Annotated in this window: 21 protein-coding genes; 10 read left to right on the forward strand and 11 right to left on the reverse strand. The window is 64.0% G+C overall.

All coding sequences use genetic code 11. The annotated features are described in order from the left end of the window. Positions 1-20 precede the first annotated feature (20 nt). The 7 genes from ACWHY3_RS04210 to ACWHY3_RS04240 all read right to left on the reverse strand — a co-directional run bounded on the left by ACWHY3_RS04210 (position 21) and on the right by ACWHY3_RS04240 (position 7543). Positions 21-1106 (reverse strand): DnaJ domain-containing protein, encoded by a 1086-nt coding sequence (locus tag ACWHY3_RS04210; protein WP_448127626.1) that lies wholly within the window; start codon positions 1104-1106, stop codon positions 21-23. A gap of 161 nt (positions 1107-1267) precedes the next feature. After that, positions 1268-1714: a cytidine deaminase gene (locus ACWHY3_RS04215; RefSeq protein ID WP_448127627.1), complete on the reverse strand. Its 447-nt coding sequence runs from the start codon at positions 1712-1714 to the stop codon at positions 1268-1270. After that, positions 1711-2439: a purine-nucleoside phosphorylase gene (gene deoD, locus ACWHY3_RS04220; RefSeq protein WP_332778725.1), complete on the reverse strand. Its 729-nt coding sequence runs from the start codon at positions 2437-2439 to the stop codon at positions 1711-1713. Before deoD ends, ACWHY3_RS04215 begins: the two co-directional genes overlap by 4 nt. A gap of 1 nt (position 2440) precedes the next feature. After that, a complete protein-coding gene (locus ACWHY3_RS04225) occupies positions 2441-3679 on the reverse strand; it encodes a phosphopentomutase (RefSeq protein ID WP_448127628.1) in 1239 nt (412 codons plus the stop codon). Between the two features lie 46 nt (positions 3680-3725). Then, on the reverse strand, positions 3726-5156 hold the full coding sequence (locus tag ACWHY3_RS04230; protein WP_448127629.1) for a thymidine phosphorylase: 1431 nt from the start codon (positions 5154-5156) through the stop codon (positions 3726-3728). Between the two features lie 48 nt (positions 5157-5204). Further along, positions 5205-5981: a deoxyribose-phosphate aldolase gene (gene deoC, locus ACWHY3_RS04235; RefSeq protein WP_087717744.1), complete on the reverse strand. Its 777-nt coding sequence runs from the start codon at positions 5979-5981 to the stop codon at positions 5205-5207. A gap of 290 nt (positions 5982-6271) precedes the next feature. Next, positions 6272-7543 carry a NupC/NupG family nucleoside CNT transporter gene (locus ACWHY3_RS04240; RefSeq protein WP_087717836.1) on the reverse strand — a complete coding sequence of 424 codons (1272 nt, stop codon included), beginning with the start codon at positions 7541-7543 and terminating at the stop codon, positions 6272-6274. A gap of 367 nt (positions 7544-7910) precedes the next feature. Between ACWHY3_RS04240 and ACWHY3_RS04245 the strand changes: the two genes are divergently transcribed. From ACWHY3_RS04245 to ACWHY3_RS04265, 5 genes are all read left to right on the forward strand, one after another. Continuing rightward, positions 7911-8915, forward strand: coding sequence for a nucleoside-specific channel-forming protein Tsx (locus ACWHY3_RS04245; RefSeq protein WP_448127630.1), 1005 nt, complete (start codon positions 7911-7913; stop codon positions 8913-8915). A 139-nt stretch (positions 8916-9054) separates the two neighbouring features. Then, positions 9055-9831: a DeoR/GlpR family DNA-binding transcription regulator gene (locus ACWHY3_RS04250; protein WP_448127631.1), complete on the forward strand. Its 777-nt coding sequence runs from the start codon at positions 9055-9057 to the stop codon at positions 9829-9831. Positions 9832-9951: 120 nt separating this feature from the next. Next, positions 9952-11436: an NAD-dependent succinate-semialdehyde dehydrogenase gene (locus tag ACWHY3_RS04255; protein WP_448127632.1), complete on the forward strand. Its 1485-nt coding sequence runs from the start codon at positions 9952-9954 to the stop codon at positions 11434-11436. Then, positions 11436-13022 (forward strand): PucR family transcriptional regulator, encoded by a 1587-nt coding sequence (locus ACWHY3_RS04260; protein WP_303853892.1) that lies wholly within the window; start codon positions 11436-11438, stop codon positions 13020-13022. Before ACWHY3_RS04255 ends, ACWHY3_RS04260 begins: the two co-directional genes overlap by 1 nt. A 220-nt stretch (positions 13023-13242) precedes the next feature. Next, on the forward strand, positions 13243-13962 hold the full coding sequence (locus tag ACWHY3_RS04265) for a haloacid dehalogenase type II (protein ID WP_332778718.1): 720 nt from the start codon (positions 13243-13245) through the stop codon (positions 13960-13962). Positions 13963-13966: 4 nt separating this feature from the next. Here ACWHY3_RS04265 and ACWHY3_RS04270 read toward each other — a convergent pair whose 3' ends face one another. Both ACWHY3_RS04270 and ACWHY3_RS04275 read right to left on the reverse strand, forming a co-directional pair. Further along, entirely contained in the window at positions 13967-14572 is a 606-nt protein-coding gene (locus tag ACWHY3_RS04270) for a nitroreductase family protein (protein ID WP_303853888.1), read from the reverse strand. Between the two features lie 24 nt (positions 14573-14596). Beyond that, positions 14597-15160, reverse strand: coding sequence for a DinB family protein (locus ACWHY3_RS04275; protein ID WP_448127633.1), 564 nt, complete (start codon positions 15158-15160; stop codon positions 14597-14599). Between the two features lie 49 nt (positions 15161-15209). On the opposite strand from ACWHY3_RS04275, the gene ACWHY3_RS04280 reads away from it, so the two are divergent. Together ACWHY3_RS04280 and ACWHY3_RS04285 are read left to right on the forward strand one after the other, a co-directional pair. Continuing rightward, positions 15210-15842: a LysE family translocator gene (locus tag ACWHY3_RS04280; RefSeq protein WP_087717750.1), complete on the forward strand. Its 633-nt coding sequence runs from the start codon at positions 15210-15212 to the stop codon at positions 15840-15842. A gap of 101 nt (positions 15843-15943) precedes the next feature. After that, on the forward strand, positions 15944-16936 hold the full coding sequence (locus ACWHY3_RS04285) for an adenosine deaminase (protein ID WP_448127634.1): 993 nt from the start codon (positions 15944-15946) through the stop codon (positions 16934-16936). Between the two features lie 73 nt (positions 16937-17009). Here the strand turns inward: ACWHY3_RS04285 and ACWHY3_RS04290 are convergent, their stop codons facing one another. Then, positions 17010-18245, reverse strand: coding sequence for a pyridoxal phosphate-dependent aminotransferase (locus ACWHY3_RS04290; protein WP_448127635.1), 1236 nt, complete (start codon positions 18243-18245; stop codon positions 17010-17012). Positions 18246-18435: 190 nt separating this feature from the next. Between ACWHY3_RS04290 and ACWHY3_RS04295 the strand changes: the two genes are divergently transcribed. From ACWHY3_RS04295 to ACWHY3_RS04305, 3 genes are all read left to right on the forward strand, one after another. Continuing rightward, a complete protein-coding gene (locus ACWHY3_RS04295; protein WP_303853882.1) occupies positions 18436-18747 on the forward strand; it encodes a glutaredoxin family protein in 312 nt (103 codons plus the stop codon). A gap of 104 nt (positions 18748-18851) precedes the next feature. Beyond that, positions 18852-19130 carry a peptidylprolyl isomerase gene (locus ACWHY3_RS04300; protein WP_276232317.1) on the forward strand — a complete coding sequence of 93 codons (279 nt, stop codon included), beginning with the start codon at positions 18852-18854 and terminating at the stop codon, positions 19128-19130. A gap of 281 nt (positions 19131-19411) precedes the next feature. Continuing rightward, complete coding sequence (locus ACWHY3_RS04305) at positions 19412-19600, forward strand: CsbD family protein (RefSeq protein WP_303853881.1); 189 nt, start codon at positions 19412-19414, stop codon at positions 19598-19600. A gap of 124 nt (positions 19601-19724) precedes the next feature. Here ACWHY3_RS04305 and ACWHY3_RS04310 read toward each other — a convergent pair whose 3' ends face one another. Next, entirely contained in the window at positions 19725-20990 is a 1266-nt protein-coding gene (locus ACWHY3_RS04310) for a dicarboxylate/amino acid:cation symporter (protein ID WP_448127636.1), read from the reverse strand. Positions 20991-21101 lie beyond the last annotated feature (111 nt).

Here is a 21101-nt window from a genome sequence, read left to right on the forward strand (position 1 = left end):
TCGTCGTTAGAGGGTCGTCATCAGAGCGTCGTCATTAGATAGTCGTAGGCATTCTTGATGCGTTGGAAGCGCTGCGAGGCCAGAGAGATGCGCAGCTCGCCCTGACCGTGAAAGCGATCGGGATGATGGCGCTGCGCCAGGCGGCGATAGGCTCGCTTGATCTCGGTGGGCGAAGCGCTTTCGTCGAGCTCCAGCACCTGCAGCGCCAGGCGGATCCGATAATGGGGCCGAGATGCCCCTGCGGCCTGCTGTTGTTGATACTGATGTTGTTGCTGCTGCTGGCGCCATCGCTCCCGCCGGTAGGCCTCCTCCCGCTCTGCCTGTTCCCGGCGCCGGTTTTCGGTTTCGCGCTCCTGTTCCTGACGCCTGGCCTCTTCCTCGCGCGCTTGGCGTTGACGTTCCTGCGCTTGGCGCGCTTCCGCCTGCCGCCGGCTCCTGGCCTGGCGACGCAGGCGGCTTCGTTCCTGGCGCAACTGCCGCCGATGCGCTCGGGCCGCGCTGGAGCGTAGCCACCAGCGTCGCCAGCGACGACCCTTCAGCGTGTTCTCGCCGGCGGCTTCGCCATCGTTGTTTTCGTCGGCTTCGCTTGTGTCCCTGTCGGCGTCGCTCGTCTCCTGATCCGCCGCCGCTTCGGAGTTGTCTTTCCGGTGCCAGTAATCCCGGTGGCTGGGATCGTCGGGTGCCTTCAGCGGACGCCCCGTCACCTCGCGAAACAGCCGGGCGAAATCGCCCGGCGTCGCGCCGGAAAGGTCGGCGAGAAAGCGCAGGATGTGGTGATTGCGCAGGCTCGGTTCACCCTCGCTGGTGGCGAGGCCGATCGCGCGGCGCAGAAAGGGGTGCGACTGCTCATCGACGTGTTCGCGCAGCACGACTTCCGCAGCCAGCTGGATGGCCGACAGGTCGGTCCGGGCAATCGTCAGCAGCGCTTCGAGATCGTGGGAGTGACGGAAGCCGTTGGCCAGCGCTTCGAGATAACGCTGGTCCTCGGCAAGCACGACGCGCTTGTTGACGTATACCCATGACAGCAGCAGCAGGGACGCGGTATCCGGCGGATAACGACTTTTCAGCAGCAGGAGCTCGAAAGCGGAAAAGCGCGCGGGGGCCATCGACGAATCCAGGCGGAGAAAGGGTTGTTGTCGTTTGTTGGACCCGAGTATACCCAAACTCGACGAAGAGTCGTCACCGTTGCGCTTTTCCTTCTTCTGCCCTCTCTTTTACCGCTTCTTGTGTCTGCTTCTACTTCTGCTTCTTCCCGGGCTAGTGGGCGTCAACGCGTTGTCGCCATGCCCGAGGCCTTGTTCAGGTTTTCCGGGCCGAAGGAGTCGGGCAGCAGTTCGTCCATGGTGTAGTGCTTGAGCGGAGCGCCGTCGGCATCGAGCACGATGATTTCGGTTTCCGGCGTGGCGAATTCGCGGATGCGCTGGCGGCAGTCGCCGCAGGGCGTGCAGAGATGTTCACCGGGGCCGATGACGTAGATCTTGCGGATCTGTCGTTCCCCGCTGGAGATCAGGCCGGCGATGGCGCTGGCCTCGGCGCAGAGCCCCTTGTAGTTGGCGCTTTCGACGTTGCAGCCGGCGTAGGTCTTGCCGCTCTCGCTGATCAGCACGGCGCCGACGGGATGGTCGGAGTAGGGCACGTAGGCGTGATCGCGAACGTTCAGTGCCGCCTGGCGGATCTCGTCGGGAACCCGGATGTCGCTTGTCGTCTTGCTCATCGTTTCGCTTCCTCGTCGTCTCGCAACAGGCCTTCCAGCGTGATCGCCATCATCTCGGAAAAGCCGGTCTGGCGGGCCTGGGCGTCGAGCGCTTCCCCCTTGAGAATATGGTCTGAAACGGTGCAGACCGTCAGCGCGCGGGCGCCGAATTCGGCGGCGACGCCGTACAGGCCGGCGGCTTCCATCTCGACGCCGAGGATGCCGTGGCGCTTCATGGTCTGGAAGAATTCGATGTCCGGGGTATAGAAAAGATCGGCCGAGAACAGGTTGCCGACCTTGACCTTCGTGCCGCATTCGCGCGCCGCGTCGACGGCATGACGGGTCAGGTCGAAATCGGCGATGGCGGCGAAGTCGTGGCCGTTGAAGCGCGCCCGGTTGACGCCGGAATCGGTGCACGCCCCCATGCCGATGACGATGTCGTTGACCGCGACGTCGTCACGCACCGCGCCGCAGGAGCCGACCCGCACCAGCCGCTCGACGCCGTACTCGGTGATCAGCTCCTTGGCGTAGATCGACAGCGATGGAATGCCCATGCCGCTGCCCATCACCGAGATCTGGCGTCCCCGATAGGTGCCGGTGAAGCCGAGCATGTTGCGCACGCGGTTGACGCACCGGGCATCTTCGAGAAACGTCTCGGCGATGAACTGGGCACGCAGCGGGTCGCCGGGCATCAGTATGGTGTCGGCGAAGTCGCCGGGCTGGGCTTCGATATGGGGCGTGGGCATCTCACGGGGCTCCGTTGTCGGGGGTGTCTTTCAGCAGGGACCGTCCGTATTCCATCGGCGACAGGCCGAGATACTCGGCCAGCGTCTGGCCGATGTCGGCATAGGTCTCGCGGCGGCCGTAGCTGCCGGGGGCCAGCACGTCGCCGGCGATCAGGACGGGCACCTGCTCGCGGGTATGATCGGTGCCGTGCCAGGTCGGATCGTTGCCGTGATCGGCGGTCAGAATCAGCAGATCGCCGGGCTCGAGCTTGGCGACGATCTCCGGCAGGCGGCGGTCGAACGCTTCCAGCGCGCTGGCGTAGCCTTCCGGATCGCGGCGGTGACCGTAGAGGGTGTCGAAGTCGACGAAGTTGGTCATCACCAGCGTCCGGTCGCCGGCCTCGTCGATTGCAGATAGCGTAGCGTCGAACAAGGCGTCGTGACCGTGGGCCTTGATCACTTTCGAGACGCCGCAATGGGCGTAGATATCGCCGATCTTGCCCACCCCGAGCACTGTACCGCCATCGTCGTGCAGCTTTTGCAACACGGTGGGCGTCGGCGGTTCGATGGCATAGTCGCGGCGGTTGCCGGTGCGTTCGAAACTCGAAGCCGTTTCTCCGATGAAGGGACGGGCGATGACGCGGCCGATGTTGTAGGGCATCAGCAGTTCGCGGGCGATCTCGCAGAGCCGATAGAGGCGGTCGAGGCCGAAGTGGGTCTCGTGGGCGGCGATCTGGAAGACCGAGTCCGCCGAGGTGTAGACGATCGGCTTGCCGCTTTCGATATGCGCCTCGCCCAGCGCTTCGAGGATCGGCATGCCCGACGCCTGGCAGTTGCCGAGCACGCCGGGCAGGTCGGCGCGTTCGATCAATGCCTCCAACAGGTCGGGCGGAAAGCTGTTCTCGCGCTCGTGGAAGTAGCCCCATTCGAACAGCGCCGGGACGCCGGCGATCTCCCAGTGACCGGAGGGCGTGTCCTTGCCGGAGGAGATCTCGCTGGCGCTGGCGTAAGCCCCTTCGACGACTTCGGGCACGTCGACGCCCGCCGCCCAGTCGCCGGTGCTCAGGTGGTGGGCGTGATAGAGCCCGAGACGAGCCAGGTTGGGTAGTTCGAGCGGGCGGCCGGCATCGGCGCGATAGCGGGCGATATGGCCGAGCGTGTCCGAGCCGGCATCGCTCGAGCTGGAATCACCATAGTCGGCGGCGTCCGGCGCGTTGCCGATGCCGAAGGAGTCGAGAACCAGCAAAATGGCGCGTTTCATGTCGTTTCTCCGTGCATGTCGCGTTCTTGTTCGTCTCTCGCCCCTGTCATGCCGACTGGCCTTCGCGCAGGGTGGCGTGGACCAGCGGCGGGATGGCGACGTCGTCCGTCTCGCTCAAGGTGAAGGCGCGGCGCAGACGCTGGGTGACGGATTCGGCATCGGCCCGGTCGGCGGCGTGGATGCGCAGCAACGGCTGGCCCGGTTCGACTCGCTGGCCGAGCGCGGCGATGTGCGACAGGCCGACCCGATGATCGATGGCATCACCCGCGTTGCGCCGGCCGCCGCCCAGTTCGACCACGCCGAGGCCGAGCGCGCGGGTGTCGATGGCGCTGATGCATCCCGCCCGGTCGGCGTCGAGGTCGATGGTGATCGGCGCGGTGGCGAGGTGGTCTTCGGGGCGTTCCGCCAGATCGGCGGGGCCGCCGAGGCCGTGAACCATGCGCGAGAAGCGCTCCAGCGCCTCGCCGGAATCGAGCGCGCGGTCGAGGCGGGCTTCGGCGTCTTCGGCATCGCTGGCGATGCCGGATTGAAGCAGCATCTCCGCCGCCAGCGGTCGGGTGACCCGGTAGAGGCGGCTCTCCTTGCCTTCGCCACGCTCTTCATTGCGTCCGTTGCCACGCCCTTCATTGCGTCCGTCGCCACGCCCTTCATTGCGTCCGTCGCCACGCCCTTCATTGCGTCCGTCGCCACGCAATAGCCGCAGCGCCTCGAAGACTTCCAGCGAATTGCCGGCGCAGTCGGCCAGCGGCTGATTCATGTCGGTCAGAAGCACGCTGGTCTTCGTGCCCGCGCCGCAGCCGATGGCGACGATCGCTTCGGCGAGTTCGCGAGAGGCCTCCTCGGTGGGCATGAAGGCGCCACTGCCGACCTTGACGTCCATCACCAGCGTCTCGAGGCCGCAGGCCAGCTTCTTGCCCAGGATCGAGGCGACGATCAGCGGGATCGACTCCACCGTGGCGGTGACGTCGCGCACGCCGTAGAGGCGCTTGTCGGCCGGCGCCAGCGATCCGGTCTGGCCGATGATCGCAACGCCGACGTCTTTCACCAGCCGGCGGAACGTGGCGTCGCTGGGGGTGACGTCATAGCCGGGGATCGACTCGAGCTTGTCCAGCGTGCCGCCGGTATGACCCAGGCCGCGCCCGGAGACCATCGGCACGTGACCGCCGCAGGCAGCGATCCACGGCCCCAGCACCAGCGAGACCAGATCGCCGACGCCGCCGGTGGAGTGCTTGTCGAGTACCGGGCCGGCAAGATCGAGATCGTCCCAGCGCATGACCTGCCCGGAATCCCGGATCGATTCCGTCAGTGCGACGGCCTCGTCCCGGTTCATGCCGTTGAGATAGACGGCCATGGCGAAGGCGCCGATCTGCGCGTCGCCGATACTGCCGTCGGCGATACCCCGCATGACCAGATCGAGCATCTGGCGATTGAGCGCCTGACCGTCGCGTTTACGACGAATGATTTCCTGGGTCAGCATGATATGGATCCGCAGTGATGTGGCGGGTTTCGCGGTAACCGCGGCTGATCAGTAACCGCTGGCGGTCGTCGGTCGGCTGTCGTCATCGCTGAGCGTGGCGAGCAGCGCGTCCAGCAACCCCGAAGCGCCGAAGCGGAAGTGCGCCGGGGTCAGCCAGGCCTCGCCCATGATACCGGCGGCCAGCTCCAGATAGGCCTTGGCATCTTCCGCGGTGCGGATCCCGCCGGCCGCCTTGAAGCCCACGTCGCGACCGCTGTCGCGAATGGCGGTGAGCAGGATCTCGGCGGCCTTGAGCGTCGCGTTGACCGGCACCTTGCCGGTGGAGGTCTTGAGGAAGTCCGCGCCACAGGCGAGGGCGATGTCTGCGGCCTGGCGGATCAGCGCGGGCTCCTCGAGCTCGCCGGTTTCCAGAATTACCTTGAGCAGGCGATCGCCGCAGGCCTCACGACAGGCCGTCACCAGCGCCCGGCCGGCATCGGCGTCGCCGCCGATCAAGGCCTTGTAGGGAAAGACCACGTCGACCTCGTCGGCGCCGGCCGCTACGGCTGCGCGGGTTTCGCGGGAGGCGCGCTCGACGTTGACGCAGCCGTCCGGGAAGTTGGTGACGGTGGCGATTCGCACGCGTTCACGAATACCCATCTCGGTCAGTTCACGGTTCGCTGTCTCGATGAAGGCAGGGTAGATGCAGACCGCGGCCGGGGCGCCGTAAGGCGTATCGGTGCGGCGGCACAGCGTCCGAATGGCGGCGTCGTCATCGCCGTCGTTGAGCGAGGTGAGGTCCATCATGGCCAGCGCCTGGCTGGCGGCGTGCTTGAGGCTGTTCATCTTCTTGTCTCCTGGTCTTTGTGCGAAAACTGCCTGCGCTCGGCCATACGGCGTTAAAAATCAGCTCAAAATACTCATTTACACTCCGTAAACTGGGGCGCCAGCCCGGTCCGTTTTCGCTGATTTTTGCCTTGTCTGCCCGTCGCTCGCCGACTTTTCGTACATAGCCTTGTTCGGCGTGGTCGCGACGGCCTCCTGCCGTTTCCGTTTTCTGGCTCGCGCAAGGATCCGGCAGTGATTCCTCGAGTCTGCCGGATTTTCATGACGGTCCTGTCCAGAGCGGTTCCGGGTCAGGCAGTGCCGGCCAGCGAGAGAAAGATCCCCGCCAGGGTGGCGGACATCAAATTGGATAGCGTGCCGGCGAGTACGGCCTTGAGACCGTAGCGGGCGATTTCCGGGCGGCGGCTGGGCGCCATCGTGCCGAGGCCGCCGAGCAGGATCGCGATCGAGGACAGGTTGGCGAACCCGCACAGCGCGAACGACAGGATCGCGGCGGTGTGGGCGGACATTGCCTGCCCGGTCGATTCCACGATGGTGTCGCCGCTGATGTACGGGGCCAGGTTGATATAGGCCACGAATTCGTTGACCACCAGCTTCTGGCCGATGAAAGAGCCGGCCAGCATCGCCTCGTTCCAGGGGATGCCGAGCACGAATGCCAGCGGCGAGAACAGCCAGCCCAGGATCATCGACAGACTCAGCGAGTCCATGCCGAACCAGCCGCCGACCCCGCCCAGGATGCCGTCGATCATCGCGATCAGGCCGATGAAGGCGAGCAACATGGCGCCCACGTTGGCGGCTAGCATCAAACCGGATGACGCGCCGGCAGCGGCCGCGTCGAGCACGTTGGCCGGCTTGTCCTCGGCTTCCAGGATCTCCTTGGCCTGCTCGGTGCGGTCGTCGGGCTTCTCGGTCTCCGGCATCAGAATCTTGGCGAACAGCAGGCCGCCCGGTGCCGCCATGAAGGACGCGGCAATCAGATACTCCATCGGGATGCCGAGCTCGGCGTAACCGGCGAGCACGGAACCGGCAACGGAGGCGAGCCCGCCACACATGACGGCGAACAGCTCGGACTTGGTCATGCTGGCCAGGAACGGTCGTACCACCAGCGGTGCCTCGGTCTGGCCGACGAAGATGTTGGCGGTGGCGGAGAGCGATTCGGTGCGCGAGGTGCCCAGCACTTTCTGCAGCGCGCCACCCAGAATCCGCACGACCCACTGCATGATGCCCAGGTAGTAGAGCACGGCCGTCAGCGACGAGAAGAAGATGATGATCGGCAGGACCTTGACGGCGAAGACGAAGCCGACGTTGGCCGGGTCGGCGAGGTTGCCGAACAGGAAGCCGATACCGTCGTTGGCGTAGTTGATGACCTGACTGACGGCGCTGGAAACGGAGCCCAGCACGGCCTGGCCGAACGGTACATAGAGCACGAAAGCGCCGATGCCGGCCTGAATGGCGAAGGCGCCGATGACGGTGCGCAGGCTGATCGCCTTGCGGTTGCTCGAAAAGATCAGCGCGATCAGCAGCAGCACGATGACGCCGACCAGACCCATGAGGAGTGTCATGTTGTTGTCCTTGGTGTTGGCCTTGATGAGTCGAAAATGCATGTCAGGGCGTGCCGGGGCCATTGAAACGGACATGATTTCACGCCAACCGTCTCATGCCGCTCGCTCACGCATCGGTCAATGCCTTTTCTTGAGAGGTTTTTAACATTTTTTGGTTTTGCTCGTCACTTATTGTTTTTATTCTCACAAGCTCATAGAGTAGTTCAAGGCGAGGCAGAGGCCTATATATAGTGCTTTCGGCTCGATCTGGCGATGTTGCCTCGGGTCATGCGTTCGCTTTCTCTCTAACCGGGTCGATCGCAGGCCAGATGAGAAAATAGTCACAAGATCAGCATCAAAACGCCATAACAACAAAGTGGGGGATGGCATGGTAGAAGGACTCGCACAGCCGGCGTCGGCTGAACGGTGGGCAGGCAAGGGATCTCGTCTTCTGGCGCTGTCGGTCTCGTTGGGCTTGGGTTCGATGACGCTGGCGGCCGCGCCGGTCTGGGCCGCGGACGATCAGGGCGATGCGCCGGTCATCGAGCAGGAGACGCCGGACGAAGGGCCGATGTCGGAAGGCCAGACGGCCGACGGGCCTTATCTTTCCGACTGGTATCACCAGAACGTCACGGTGATCGGCAGCAAGAACATTCGCTTCGGGCCGCAGCAGATCGACGACATCTATCTGGAGTACGAATTCTTCGGTCGCAAGGGGCCGCTGGATCTCTACGGCTATATCGATTTTCCCAAGTTCTTCGGCACCGGTAACGCCGCAGACAGCGGTATCTTCGACAAGGGCTCGCCGGTCTTCATGGAGCTGGAACCGCGGCTGTCGATCGATGACATGACCGGCCAGGATCTGAGCTTCGGCCCGTTCAAGGAGTGGTTCGTCGCCTTCGACTATATCTTCGACTGGGGCCACAACACCGAGAACCGCCAGAACACGCTCTACGCCGGCCTGGGAACCGACATCGAAACCGGTTCGCCGCTGGGTCTCTCGTTCAATTTCTACAAGCGTCGCCAGTGGGAGAACTACGGCGCCCCGAACGAGAACTCCTGGGACGGCTACCGCGCACAGTTGAACTACTCCTATCCGCTGGCCAGCTTCGACAACGGCGCGTCGCTGGTCTATGTCGGGTTCACCAACCACGACTTCGGTTCGGATCTGGGAGATGACCAGTCTTGGCGTACCAACGAGTCGACCGTGGCGACCAACGTGCTGTTGTACCAGTTCACGCACCTGCGTTTCATGGCGGTGGCGCGTTACTTCCATAACGGCGGGCAGTGGGACGACGGCGAAATGGCACCGTTCCCCAACAGCCATGGCGACAGTTTCGAACTGCGCTCCACCGGCTGGGGCTACTATTTCGGTGTCGGCTGGCAGTTCTGAGGTCGGTGTCGGCTGGCAGTCCCGAGACGACGAAATGGATGTCATCGACGAGGAGCCTTCGGGCTCCTCGTCGCGTTGCGTTTCAAGTAGAGATCGGGGATAAGATCTGACCCTCAGAAGACAGGATCGGGAGAACGTCATGAATGGCCGCAGCGCCGTACGGCTCGAGAGACTTCGTGAAGCGATCAGACGCAACGGCACCCTGCCGTTGGCCGAGGCGGCGGCGCTATGCAACGTCTCCGAGATGACGGTGCGGCGGGACATCGCCGCCAGCAACGGCGCGATCGTCTCCTTCGGCGGCCATCTGGTCATGGCCGACAACCCCCAGTTCACCGCCGCCTACAATCTCGATGCGCAGAGGGACCGGTACGCGAAGGCCAAGCAGCGCCTGTGCGAGGCGGTCGCGTCGAGGATCGAGGACGGCGATACCGTGTTCGTCGACTGCGGCACCACGCTGATGCCGTTCTGCACGCTGCTGCCGCGAGAGATGAACGTCACCATCGTCACCTACGCGCTCAACGTCGCCAACGCCTTCAGCCAGCGCGATATGCCCAACATGCGGCTCGTGGTGCTCGGCGGGCTCTACTACGCCTCTTCGGACTCCTTCGGCGGGCAGGACGTCACCACGGCGATTCGCCGGCTGGGCATCAACAAGGCGCTCATTTCCGCCGCCGGCGTGCATGCCGAGAAGGGGGCGAGCTGCTTCCACTTTCACGAGGTGGCGCCCAAGCAGGCCGCCATCGAACATGCGGAACGACGCATCCTGGTCGCCGACGAGAGCAAGCTCGACGTCATGCGTGCAGCGTTCTTCGCCGACCTTGCCGACTTCGACACGCTGCTGACCAGCGGCGATCCCGGGCGGACCTGGCGCGGCCGGATGACCGAAGAGGCCGCCTCGAAGATCCAGGTGGTTTGATGCGCCCTACGACAAGCAGGGTTTTTTGACCGATTTATCCGACTTTTTGCAGGAGGATTTCGCTTCGACCTGAAGGTAGGATGGCTAGACTTCCTTCTTTTCGCACAGGTGACCGGATCGATGTCTTCCTCCTCATCCTCTCTTCAGAGTCCAACCGTACCGCTTCGTACGCCCGCTGATGCCCATTACTATCCCGCTTCGATCGTCGGTTTCGATGCCGACGGGGCAGGCCGCTACGCGCTGCGTTCTCCCGCCACCGGCAAGGTGATCGCCGAGGTCGCCGATTGCGGCGTCGAGCAGGCGAAGCTGGCCGCCGACAACGCCCAGCGCGGTTTCGAGTCCTGGCGCAAGACCACCCCATTCGAGCGCGCGGCGCTGCTCAAGGCATGGCACCAGGCGATGCTGGAGGCCAAGGAGACCCTCGCCGTGACCATGGCGCGGGAGATGGGCAAACCGATCCGCGAAGCGCGGGGCGAGGTCGACTACGCCGCCAGCTTTCTGGAGTGGTACGCCGAGCAGGCCAGGCGCATCGACGGCGACATCCTGCCCGCCCAGCATCCGGACAAGCGGCTTGCTGTGCTGCGTCAGCCGGTCGGCCCGGTGCTCGCGATCACGCCGTGGAACTTCCCGGCGGCGATGATCACCCGCAAGGTGGCGCCGGGGCTGGCGGCCGGCTGCTCGGTGATCGTCAAGCCGGCGGAACAGACGCCGATCACGGCGCTCATGCTGGCCCGGCTGTGGCAGCAGGTCGGCGGGCCGGCGGAGGTCTTCCAGGTGATTACCGCCGAGCGTCCGGCCGCGGTCAGCGACGAACTGATGGCGGACCGGCGCATCCGCAAGGTGACCTTCACCGGCAGCACGCCGGTCGGCAAGCATCTCTACGCCAAGTCCGCCGCCACCATGAAGCGGATGTCGCTGGAGCTGGGCGGCCATGCGCCGTTCCTGGTCTTCGACGATGCCGATATCGACGCCGCCGTGGCCGAAGTGATGGCGAGCAAGTTCCGCAATGGCGGCCAGACCTGTGTCTGCGCCAACCGCATCTACGTGCAGCGCGGCATTCTCGAGACCTTCTCCGCGCGCCTGACCGCCGCGGTGGACGCGCTGCGCGTCGGGCAGCCGGAAGACGAGTCGACCCAGATCGGCCCGCTGGTCAGCCAGGCCGGCCGCGACAAGGCGCAATCCCACATCGACGATGCGCTAGGCAAGGGCGCGAAGCGTTTGACCGCGGCGCGGGATGTCGACGGCTTCTTCGTCGCGCCTACGGTGCTGGCGGATGTCACCGGCGACATGCGGATCATGCAGGAAGAGACCTTCGGCCCCGTCGCGCCATTGATCGCCTTCGAAAGCGAAGAAGAGGCGATAGCAGCGGCCAACGCCACGCCGTTCGGGCTCGCCGCCTATCTGTGGACCCGCAATCTCGGGCGCGCGGCACGCGTCTCCGAAGCGCTGGACTACGGCATCGTCGGGGTCAACGATGGCGCGCCGTCCGTGCCGCAGGCGCCGTTCGGTGGCGTCAAGGATAGCGGCCTCGGCCGCGAGGGCGGCCGCTACGGTATCGACGAATATCTCGACCTCAAGTTCGTCTCGACGCGACTGGACGGCTGATGGCGATGGGGGATGGGGACGCCAACGCAGCGCGGCTGCCGGCCGAGCTCGACCTCGCCACCGCGCTGCGCGAGACCAATCTGCGCCAGGCCCGCGTGGTGGCCGGCGAGCGCTCGCTGGGCCGGCCGCTGCGCTGGGTACACATGGTGGATCATCCCGACATCATCGCCTGGGTGCGCGAAGGACAGCTGCTGCTGACCACCGGCTATCACTGGCCCGACGAGCCGGAAGCCGAGCGCGCCCTGATCGAGGCGCTGGTCGACAAGGGCCTGGCCGGCGTGGCGCTGGCGGTGCCCCGGTTTCTTACTGCGTTCCCGGAGACCAGCCGCCGCGTGGCCGCATCGCTCGACTTCCCGCTGCTGGAAATCCCCTGGGACGTGCCGTTCAGCCAGATCACCGAGGAAGTGCACGCCTGGCTGATCGCACGGCAGGGCCAGTTGATCGCACGGGCGGAACGAATTCACCGCGATCTCACCCGCTCGGCGTTGACGGCACGCAGCCTGGGTGACATCGCCACGGCCTTGAGCCTGCTGCTGGAGCGGGACGTGCTCTTCACCGGGCTGGACGGCGAATGGCTGGGCGGCAGCGCCGAGCTTGAGACGATGCGCCTGCCCACGCCGACCATGCTGACCGAGGCCCAGTTTCTGGCCGAGGCCACGGCTCGCTCCCTCGGCGAAGAGGCCGGGTGCCGGATGCTGGCCTGTCCGGTGCGAATCCGGGAGGCGCCGACGGCCACGCTGTGGATCGATGAAACGGCCTCCCATGTCAGCGAGCTCGAACGCCGGGCGGCGGAGCAGGCGGCGCTGATCTCCGCGCTGCATTTGTCGCACCAGCGGGCGCTGCAGGCACAGGAGACCCGGCTGGGCTACGCCTTCGTCGATTCGCTGCTCGAAGGGCGCTTCGAAGCCACGCCGGCGGCGCTGGAGCGGGCATCGTTGCAGGGGTGGGAGCCCCATGGCGCGTATCACGTCTGCGCGATCCTGCTCAACGAGCCGGTGCCGCTGACCCGCGAGGGACTGCTGCGGCGGGAACGCTGGGAGCGCCGGCTGGGCGATCGTCTCGAAGCGCTCGGCTTGCCACGCTTGATCTCGGTCTCCCTCAACCAGTTGCTGTTCCTGGTGCGCGCCGACATCTCGACCGAAGCGCTATGGCGCGAGTTGAGCGACGGCGAAGCCGCCCTGGCGATCAGCCGCGAAGCGAGAGGGGCGGCAGCCATCGCCCAGGGAGCGGGCGACGTGGCGCGGCTGCTGCCCTCGCTCAAGGCCGGCGAACGGCGGGATTTCGAAACCCTGCTGTTCACCCGCGTACTGGAAGGCGACAGCGAAGCGCGGAAACTGTTTCTGGCACGCATCTCGCGAGCGCTGGGCGAAGGGGCGCGTCGACATAATGCCCTCGAGACGCTCTCGGCGCTGGCCGCAAGCGGCTTCCAGCTGGCGCAGACCGCACGGGCGCTCGATATTCATATCAGCACCTTGCGCTACCGCATCGAGCGATTGGAAACGGCACTGGGCATGAACCTGAACGACACCGATATCCGGCTGCAGTTGCAGGTGGCGGTGCGGCTGCTCAACGCCGACGGAGATTAGGCTTTGTCTGAAAACTGCCTGCGCTCGGCCATACGGCGTTAAAAATCGGCTCAAAGTACTCATTTACACCGCGTAAACTCCGTCTTTTCGCCGATTTTTGCCTTGTCTGACCTTCGTTCGACGACTTTTCAGACAAAACCTAGAGAGTCCTGGATGATGGTCAACCGACCATCTCGATACGCTTTCACGAACGTACCGACATTCAATCAGAGAGACGACCATGCAACTGACGGATTTCACTACCCTGACCTTCGATGTCTACGGCACCCTGATCGACTGGGAGAGCGGCATGGTGGCCGGGCTGCAGCCACTGCTGCAGCGCACCGAACTGGGCCTGAGCCGCGACCAGATTCTCGAGGCGCACGCCCGGCACGAGTCCACCCAGCAGCGCTATACCCCGCATCTGCAGTATCGGCTGCTGCTGGCGGTGGTCTACAAGCGTCTGGCGGAGGAGTGGGGCGTGACGGTGACGCACGACGAATGCCTGGCCTACGGCGATTTCGTCAAGCAGTGGCCGGCCTTCGCCGATACCGCCGAGGCGCTGGCCTATCTCAAGCAGCACTACAAGCTGGTGGTGCTCTCCAACGTCGACAACGAAAGCTTCGCCTACAGCCAGCGCAAGCTCGGCGTCGAGTTCGATGCGGTCTATACCGCCGAAGACATCGGTTCCTACAAGCCGGCACAGCGCAACTTCGACTACATGATGGAAAAGCTCGGCGAGCGCGGCATCGACAAGTCGAAAATTCTGCACACCGCCGAGAGCATGTTCCACGATCATCAGCCCGCCAACCACAATGGCCTCGCCAACTGCTGGATCTACCGCCGCCACGACAAGGAAGGTTTCGGCGCGACGATGAACCCCGGCGACATGCCGACGGTCGACTTCCGTTTCAACAGCATGGCGGAGCTGGCCGAGGCGCATCGGGCGTTGACGAGATAAGCGTTCATTGGCGCGCAGCGGGGTGCCCGATGCAGAACAGCGCAATGGATCGGAATGGCGTAGGAAGTCGGAGAGCGGTCTGCATGATGTCATCGTCGTAGCCCATGACCACGACGCCACCGAGCTCCTGCTCGGTGGCCGACAGATAGAGATTCTGGATCACGGCGCCGGCTTCGAAGTCGATATAGCGTACGCCACGTAGACCATCCGGCTGCTGGTCAGCGAAATGATCGATGGCGATTTGGCGGTCGGCGGCGACGACGATCACGGCGGGGGAGTCTTCCAGCCAGGTATCGTCTGCCAGAGACGCCGACAACAGCGTGCCCGAACGAATGCCATGCAGACGTTGCCAGGTTTCTTCGTGGATAGCCCCGGTTTCATACAAGCCAGGTTCGAGCCCTTCGATTCGTCGGGCGATGACGAACGTTTTCAGGGGATATAACGCGTGCGCCGACGGAGCGGTACGCTTGCCATCGGAATGGGTGCTGCCTTGGGCCGCAAACAGCAGGCGTTCCAAGTTACCGACGGAGAGCGAATGATCATCGAATCGTCGGCAACTCCGACGTTGCCTCAGGAGTCGTTCCAGCGCACTGGTTTGAACTTGGCTCATGGCGATTCCTTATAGTCCTTCTTGTCAGGCTGGTTGGCGATTGCCCCACACCTGCGCTTCGCTGATGCCCAGCGTTGCAAACTCTTCCCGCCGCAGCGGGGCTTCTTCCTGCAGAAAGAATTCGTCGAGCTGCGGCGGAGCGACATCGGTCTCCGAGAGCATGGCGTGAACCTGGCCGCGGTGATGCGTCTGATGCACGAACAGATGCGCCAGCACCCGGTGCGCCGGCTCGCGCTGCTGGCGATCGGCCCGCTCGAGCGTGACGTCGGCGGCCAGCGAAGCCTCGTCGAGTGCGTCGCAGATCGCGATCAAGCGCCTATCCAGCGCTTCCTGTGCCGGCCACAGCGTGTCGACACGAGAGTGGGGCAGCTCCTCGTCGAAGGCGCGCTGACCGAGCGTGCCGCCTTCGAGGGCATCGATATAGTAGGCATCGACGATCAGGATGTGGTTGAGCGTGGCGTGAACCGACGGGAAGAAACTGCTCCGCCTGGCGTGAAAGGCCTCGTCGGACAAGCGGGCGCATGCAGTCAACAGCCGATGGTTCGACCACAGGTTGCAGTAGGCTTGATGGTGAAAATATTCGATCATGGTCGGGCACCGGCTCAATCGTCTTCTCTCCAGCATCTCAGGAATCGTCATGGAAATGCTACACGGCCTGATCGTCATCACTTTCGTGCATCTGCTGGCGGCCGCCTCGCCGGGGCCGGACTTCGTGCTGGTCACCCAGCAGACGCTGAATCACGGCAAGCGTATCGGCCTCCTGTGCAGCCTGGGCATCGCGCTGGGGCTGTCGATTCACATCGTCTATTCCGCCTTCGGGCTGGCGGCGGTGATTGCCAACTCCACCGAGGCGCTATGGGCGATCAAGCTGATCGGCGGCGCGTATCTGCTCTATCTGGGGATTTTGGGGTTGCGCTCGCGCCCGGCTGTGACCGATACCGAGGCCGTGACCCCGGACGCGGCACCGCCTCGCTCGGCGCTGCGCACCGTCGGCATGGGATTTCTCTGCAACGCGCTCAATCCCAAGGCGCCGATCTACTTCGTCTCGCTGTTCACCATCGTGCTGTCACCGTCGATGCCGCTCTATCAGATCGCCATCTACGGCGCCTGGATCATGCTGATCCAGCTGGGTTGGTTCTCGGCGGTGGCGCTGCTGCTCTCCACGCCCCCGATCCATCGCGCGTTCAAACGCTTCAGCCACTGGATCGATCGGGTGCTGGGCCTGGCGATGGTGGCGCTGGGAATCAAGGTGTTGACGACGCGGGTGTGAGTCGGAAACGCCGACAGACGACTGCGCTCGCCCGACGCTTTCCACCACGCGTGCTTTTCGGCATCCTGAAACGCATCCACTCAAACTGGCGAGGAGCGCTCGTGAAGACTTGGCTGCGTGAATTACCCAAGGTCGAACTGCATCTACATATCGAGGGTTCGCTGGAGCCGGAGCTGATGTTTGCGCTGGCGGCGCGCAACAACGTGTCGCTGCCCTACGCGACGGTGGACGAGGTGCGTGCCGCCTACGATTTCAGCGATCTGCAGTCGTTTCTGGATCTCTACTATCAGGGCATGCGGGTGCTGCGCACCGAGCAGGATTTCCACGATCTGGCGATGGCGTACTTCGAGCGCGCGCAGGCAGAGGGCGTGGTACATGTCGAACTGTCGTTCGATCCGCAAGCGCACCTGAGCCGTGGCGTCGAGCTGGCGGCACCGTTCGAGGGATTGCGCCGTGCCATGCGAGACGCGGAGCGCCGCTGGGGCATGACCACGGCGTTGATCATGAGCTTCCTGCGCGACCGCGACGCGCTCGATGCCATGGACGTGCTGGAAAAGGCGGCACCCTACTACGAGCTGATCGACGCCGTGGGCCTCGACAGCGCGGAGATGGGCAACCCGCCAGCCAAGTTTGAGGCGGTGTTCGAACGCGCCAAAGCGCTGGGCATTCCGCGTGTCGCCCACGCGGGCGAGGAGGGGCCGGCGGCCTACATCAGCGAGGCGCTGGACGTGCTCGATATCTGCCGGGTCGATCATGGCGTCGCCTGCCTGCAGGATGCCGCCCTCGTCGAACGGCTGCGGGTGTCGCAGATTCCGCTGACGGTCTGTCCGCTTTCCAACGTGCGGCTGAAAGTGGTGGAGCAGATGACCGACCATCCGTTGCCGCAGATCATCGAGCAGGGCCTCAAAGTGACGCTCAACTCCGACGACCCGGCCTATTTCGGCGGCGGCGTGCTGGACAATTACCTCGCCTGTCTCGAGGCGTTCGATTGGGACCAGGCCTTGTTCAAGCAGCTGGCGGGCAATGCGATCGACGTCGCGTTCATGCCGGAATCTCGCCGCAGCGAGCTGCAAAAGCGCCTGGCGGCCTGTTGATCGGCTGCCAATCCACATCCCGACTCATGACTGCCCGGCCGATCAGGCCGGGCAGTATTGTTCAGCGTACCGGCTAGATGGTAGCGCCTTGCGGTGCCTCAGCCAGCGCCGAAAGGAAGGGCACCAGTCGATCGAGCGCTTCCTTGGCGAGCTCCGGGTCGATGGCGAAGCAGATTCGCAGGTAATCCTCACCCTCGGGGCCGAAGGCGCTGCCCGGCGCCACGCCGACCCTGGCCTCCCGCAGGATACGCTTGGCCGTGTCCAGGCTCGAGCCGCTCAGGCCATGCACCTTGAAGAAGAGGTAGAAGGTGCCTTGCGGCGAAAACACGGTCACGTTGTCCAGCGCGGTCAGCCCCTCGACCAGAATGTCCCGAGAGGCCTGGCAGCGTTCGACCTGATGGGCGATGAAGTCGTCGCCCTGCTCGAGCGCCGCCATACAGGCCCGCTGGACGAACGGCGCCACGCCGGTGGTGTTGTATTGGCAGAGACGGGCGAACAGCTGATCCATGCCCTGCGGGAACGTGACCCAGCCCGCACGCCAGCCGGTCATGCACCAGTTCTTGGAGAAGGTGTTGGTCACCAGCAGCCGGTCTTGCGGTTCGCAGATCTGCAGGAAGGAGGCGGCCGGCCCTTCGCTGTCGTCGACCCCTTTATCGTAAACAAAATGGTTGTAGACCTCGTCGGCCACGATCCACAGCCCTTTGTCCCTGCAGAAGTCCCGCAATCGCTCCATGTCCTCGAGCGGCATGCGCCAACCGGTCGGGTTGGAGGGCGAATTGATGAAGATGGCTCGGGTGCGATCGGTCACCGCCGCGAACAGTTCTTCCAGGTCGAGCTCGATGCTGCCGTCCGGATAGAAATCGAAGGCGACCGGTACATTGACCCCGCCGACGATCTCGATCATCTGCCTGGCGTTGGGCCAGGCCGGCGTCGGCATGATCACTTCGCTGCCTTCGTCGAGAATCGCCTGCATCGCCATGGTGACGGCATTCATGCCGCCGATGGAGACGCAGAACCGGTCGGCGGCGACGTCGACCTGCCAGTGCCGGCGGTGGTAGTCGGAGAGCGCCTGGCGAAGCTCGGGCAAACCCTGGGAGTAGCTGTAGCGGGTATCGTCTCCTTCCAGTGCATCCATCGCCGCCTGCTTGATGTAGGCAGGCGTCGGCAGATCGCCTTCGCCAATCCAGAGCCGCACGACCGAGGCGTCGTGACGGGCGAGATCCGCCACGGCGACGATCTGGTTGTCGGGCATTTCCTGAACGCGAGAAGAGCAGTAGCGGCGCAGGCTGGAGGGGATGACGTCGGACATGATGAGCTCGCTGGTTGGGGAAGAAGGTTTCCCGATCATATAACGCTCGCTCGTTGGCGGGCCAATCGTTCCTCTGACACACTATCGTTCCTCAGACACACTGAAGGCCATGACCGGCGCTGCGGGAATCGTGGCGGGCTTTCCTCTGTAGCGAGTCCACATGACCCCGATTATCAGGAGACTCAAACGCATGTTCTCAGCGACTCCCATCGTTCGCTCCGCGGAACATCAGGCCGAAGTCGACCGCGCCTGCCAGCGTCTCGCGCTCTACCACTTCATGAGCTGCCCGTTCTGCCAGCGCGTGCGCAGCCAGATCGAGCGGCTGGCGTTGCCCATCGAGCTGCGCGACATCCAGCGCGATCCCCAGCATCGCCAGGATCTGATGGCAGGTGGTGGCCGCACCATGGTGCCGTGCCTGCGCATCGAGAAGGAGGACGGCACGGTGGAGTGGATGTACGAGTCCGCGGATATCAACCGCTACCTGGAGCGGCGCTTCGGCTGATAGTGTCGATTATCGGCCGCCTGTCGGTCGATTGTCGATGACGGCGACCGGCGGGGTTTCGTAGAATGCCCGCTTCCCAACGAGCAAGATTCAGGAGTGATCTCATGGCACAGGCCAGCGCCCGCCACATTCTCGTCGACAGCGAGCAGAAGTGTCTCGAACTCAAGCAGCAGATCGAAGCCGGCAGCGATTTCGCCGAAGTTGCCCGTCAGCACTCCACCTGCCCCTCCGGGCGTCAGGGCGGCGAGCTGGGCACGTTCGGTCGCGGCCAGATGGTCAAGGAGTTCGACGAAGTCGTGTTCAATGGCGCGTTGAACGAAGTTCACGGACCGGTGAAGACCCAGTTCGGCTATCACTTGCTGGAAGTGACCTCGCGCACTTGATCTTCCGTACTTGATCTTTCCTCGGGCCGCCCGCCTCCGGGCGGCTCTCGTCGATCCGACGATCTTTCCTCCCTCCGTTTCCTCGATCCCGCCACGGTCATCTTCAGCAGCAGGGCAGCCGTCCGCTGAGATCCGTTCAGCGTGAACAAATCGTTACCAATCTTCCGTTTCGGCTTTTTCGCGGCGAACTATTCTGAAGATACGCCCGCCGTGGCCGAAGCGTTCGGCAGCCGAATGACGGCGAGCGGATAAGGATATCCACGCAAAGCGAGGTAGTAGCGATGACGACGCATTCGAAGTCGGACAAGACGGAAGGCAAGGTCGACAAGGCAGCCGGCAAGGCCAAGGAAGCTGCCGGCAAGATGACCAAGGATCGCGAACTCGAGGGCAAGGGCAAAGCTCAACAGGCCAAGGGGGATGCCAAGTCCGCCAAAGGCAATCTGAAGGACGCCACCAAACCACGCCACTAGTTATCACTGAATCCCGGTACATCGAGTCTTCGACATCGATATCCCATTCGAGACTCTTCACGCAACGGCTCCGCACCATGCGGGGCCGTTATCGTTTGGGCGAGAGGCGCGAGGATATGATCCGTCAGGCTTTACCGGGCCGATTGTAGACGTCCAGATCCAGCTCCTTTTCGCTCTTGCCGACCAGAGTCGTCACCATCAGGTCGCCGGCGACGTTGACGCTGGTGCGCGCCATGTCGAGGATCCTGTCCACGCCGGCGACGACGCCGATCGCCTCCAGTGGCAGGCCAATCTGCGCCAGCACGATCGACAGCATGATCAGCCCGGCGCCGGGCACGCCCGCCGTGCCGATCGAGGCCAGCGTGCCGGTCAGCACGATCATCCCGTAATCCATCATCGACAGGTCGGCACCGACCAGTTGGGCGACGAACAGCGCCGCCACGCCCTGATAGATGGCGGTGCCATCCATGTTGATGGTCGCCCCCACCGGCAGCACGAAGCTCGACACGCCTTCCGAGACGCCCAGATTCTTCTGCGCGCAGCGAATCGAGACCGGCAGGGTGCCGGAGGAGGAGGCGGACGAAAACGAAACTACCAGCGCGTCGATGATGCCCTGCAGATAGCGCATCGGATTCAATCGGCCGACCAGACTCAACAGGCCGGTATAGACGACCAGTACGTGCACGATACAGGCGAGATAGACCACGCCGATCACCTTGGCCAGCGGCAGCAGCACGTCCAGCCCATACTGCCCGGAAACGTTGGCCATCAGGCCGAACACGCCGAACGGCGCGAATGCCATGACGATGGCGGTCAGCTTGTACATCGCTTCGGCGAAGCTTTCGAACACACGCACGACGGGCTCGCCCTTTTCGCCGATCAGCATCAGCGAGATGCCCAGGCCGATGGCGAAGACGATGATCTGCAGGATATTGCCTTCGATCATGGCCTGCAGCGGATTCGCGGGCACCAGGCCAACCACGATATCCACCAGCGACGGCGCCTCGCCGGTCTGGGGCGTGGCACTCATCGAAGCATCCGCACCGACGCCAGGCTGAAAGATCGTCGCCGCGACCAGACCGATGACGATCGCGAAGGCGGTCGTGACCAGATAGAGCCCGATCGTTCGTGCGCCGACACGCCCCATCTTCTGCGGATCGCGCATGCCGGTAATGCCGACGACCAGCGTCGAGAACACCAGCGGGACGATCAGCATCTTGATGCCGTTGATGAAGATGTCGCCGAGCGGCTTGAACATGCTGGCCTGCTCGCCCATCAAGGCGCCGGCGAGAACCCCGAGCACCAGGCCCGCAATGATTTTCTGCCACAGAGGAATGCGTCGCCACAGATTCGGCCGGGCGGAGGATTGTGATGAAGATCTTTCTGACATGAGACGACTCCGGCTGCGTTGTTAATGGCCAATACGTGGAAGGACCGCGCATTCTACCGAGTCAGCGGGTAATCTCTAGATGATTCATCCTATGGTCTAAAATCGCCTGAC

The sequence above is a fragment of the Salinicola sp. NYA28a genome, from assembly GCF_976982775.1.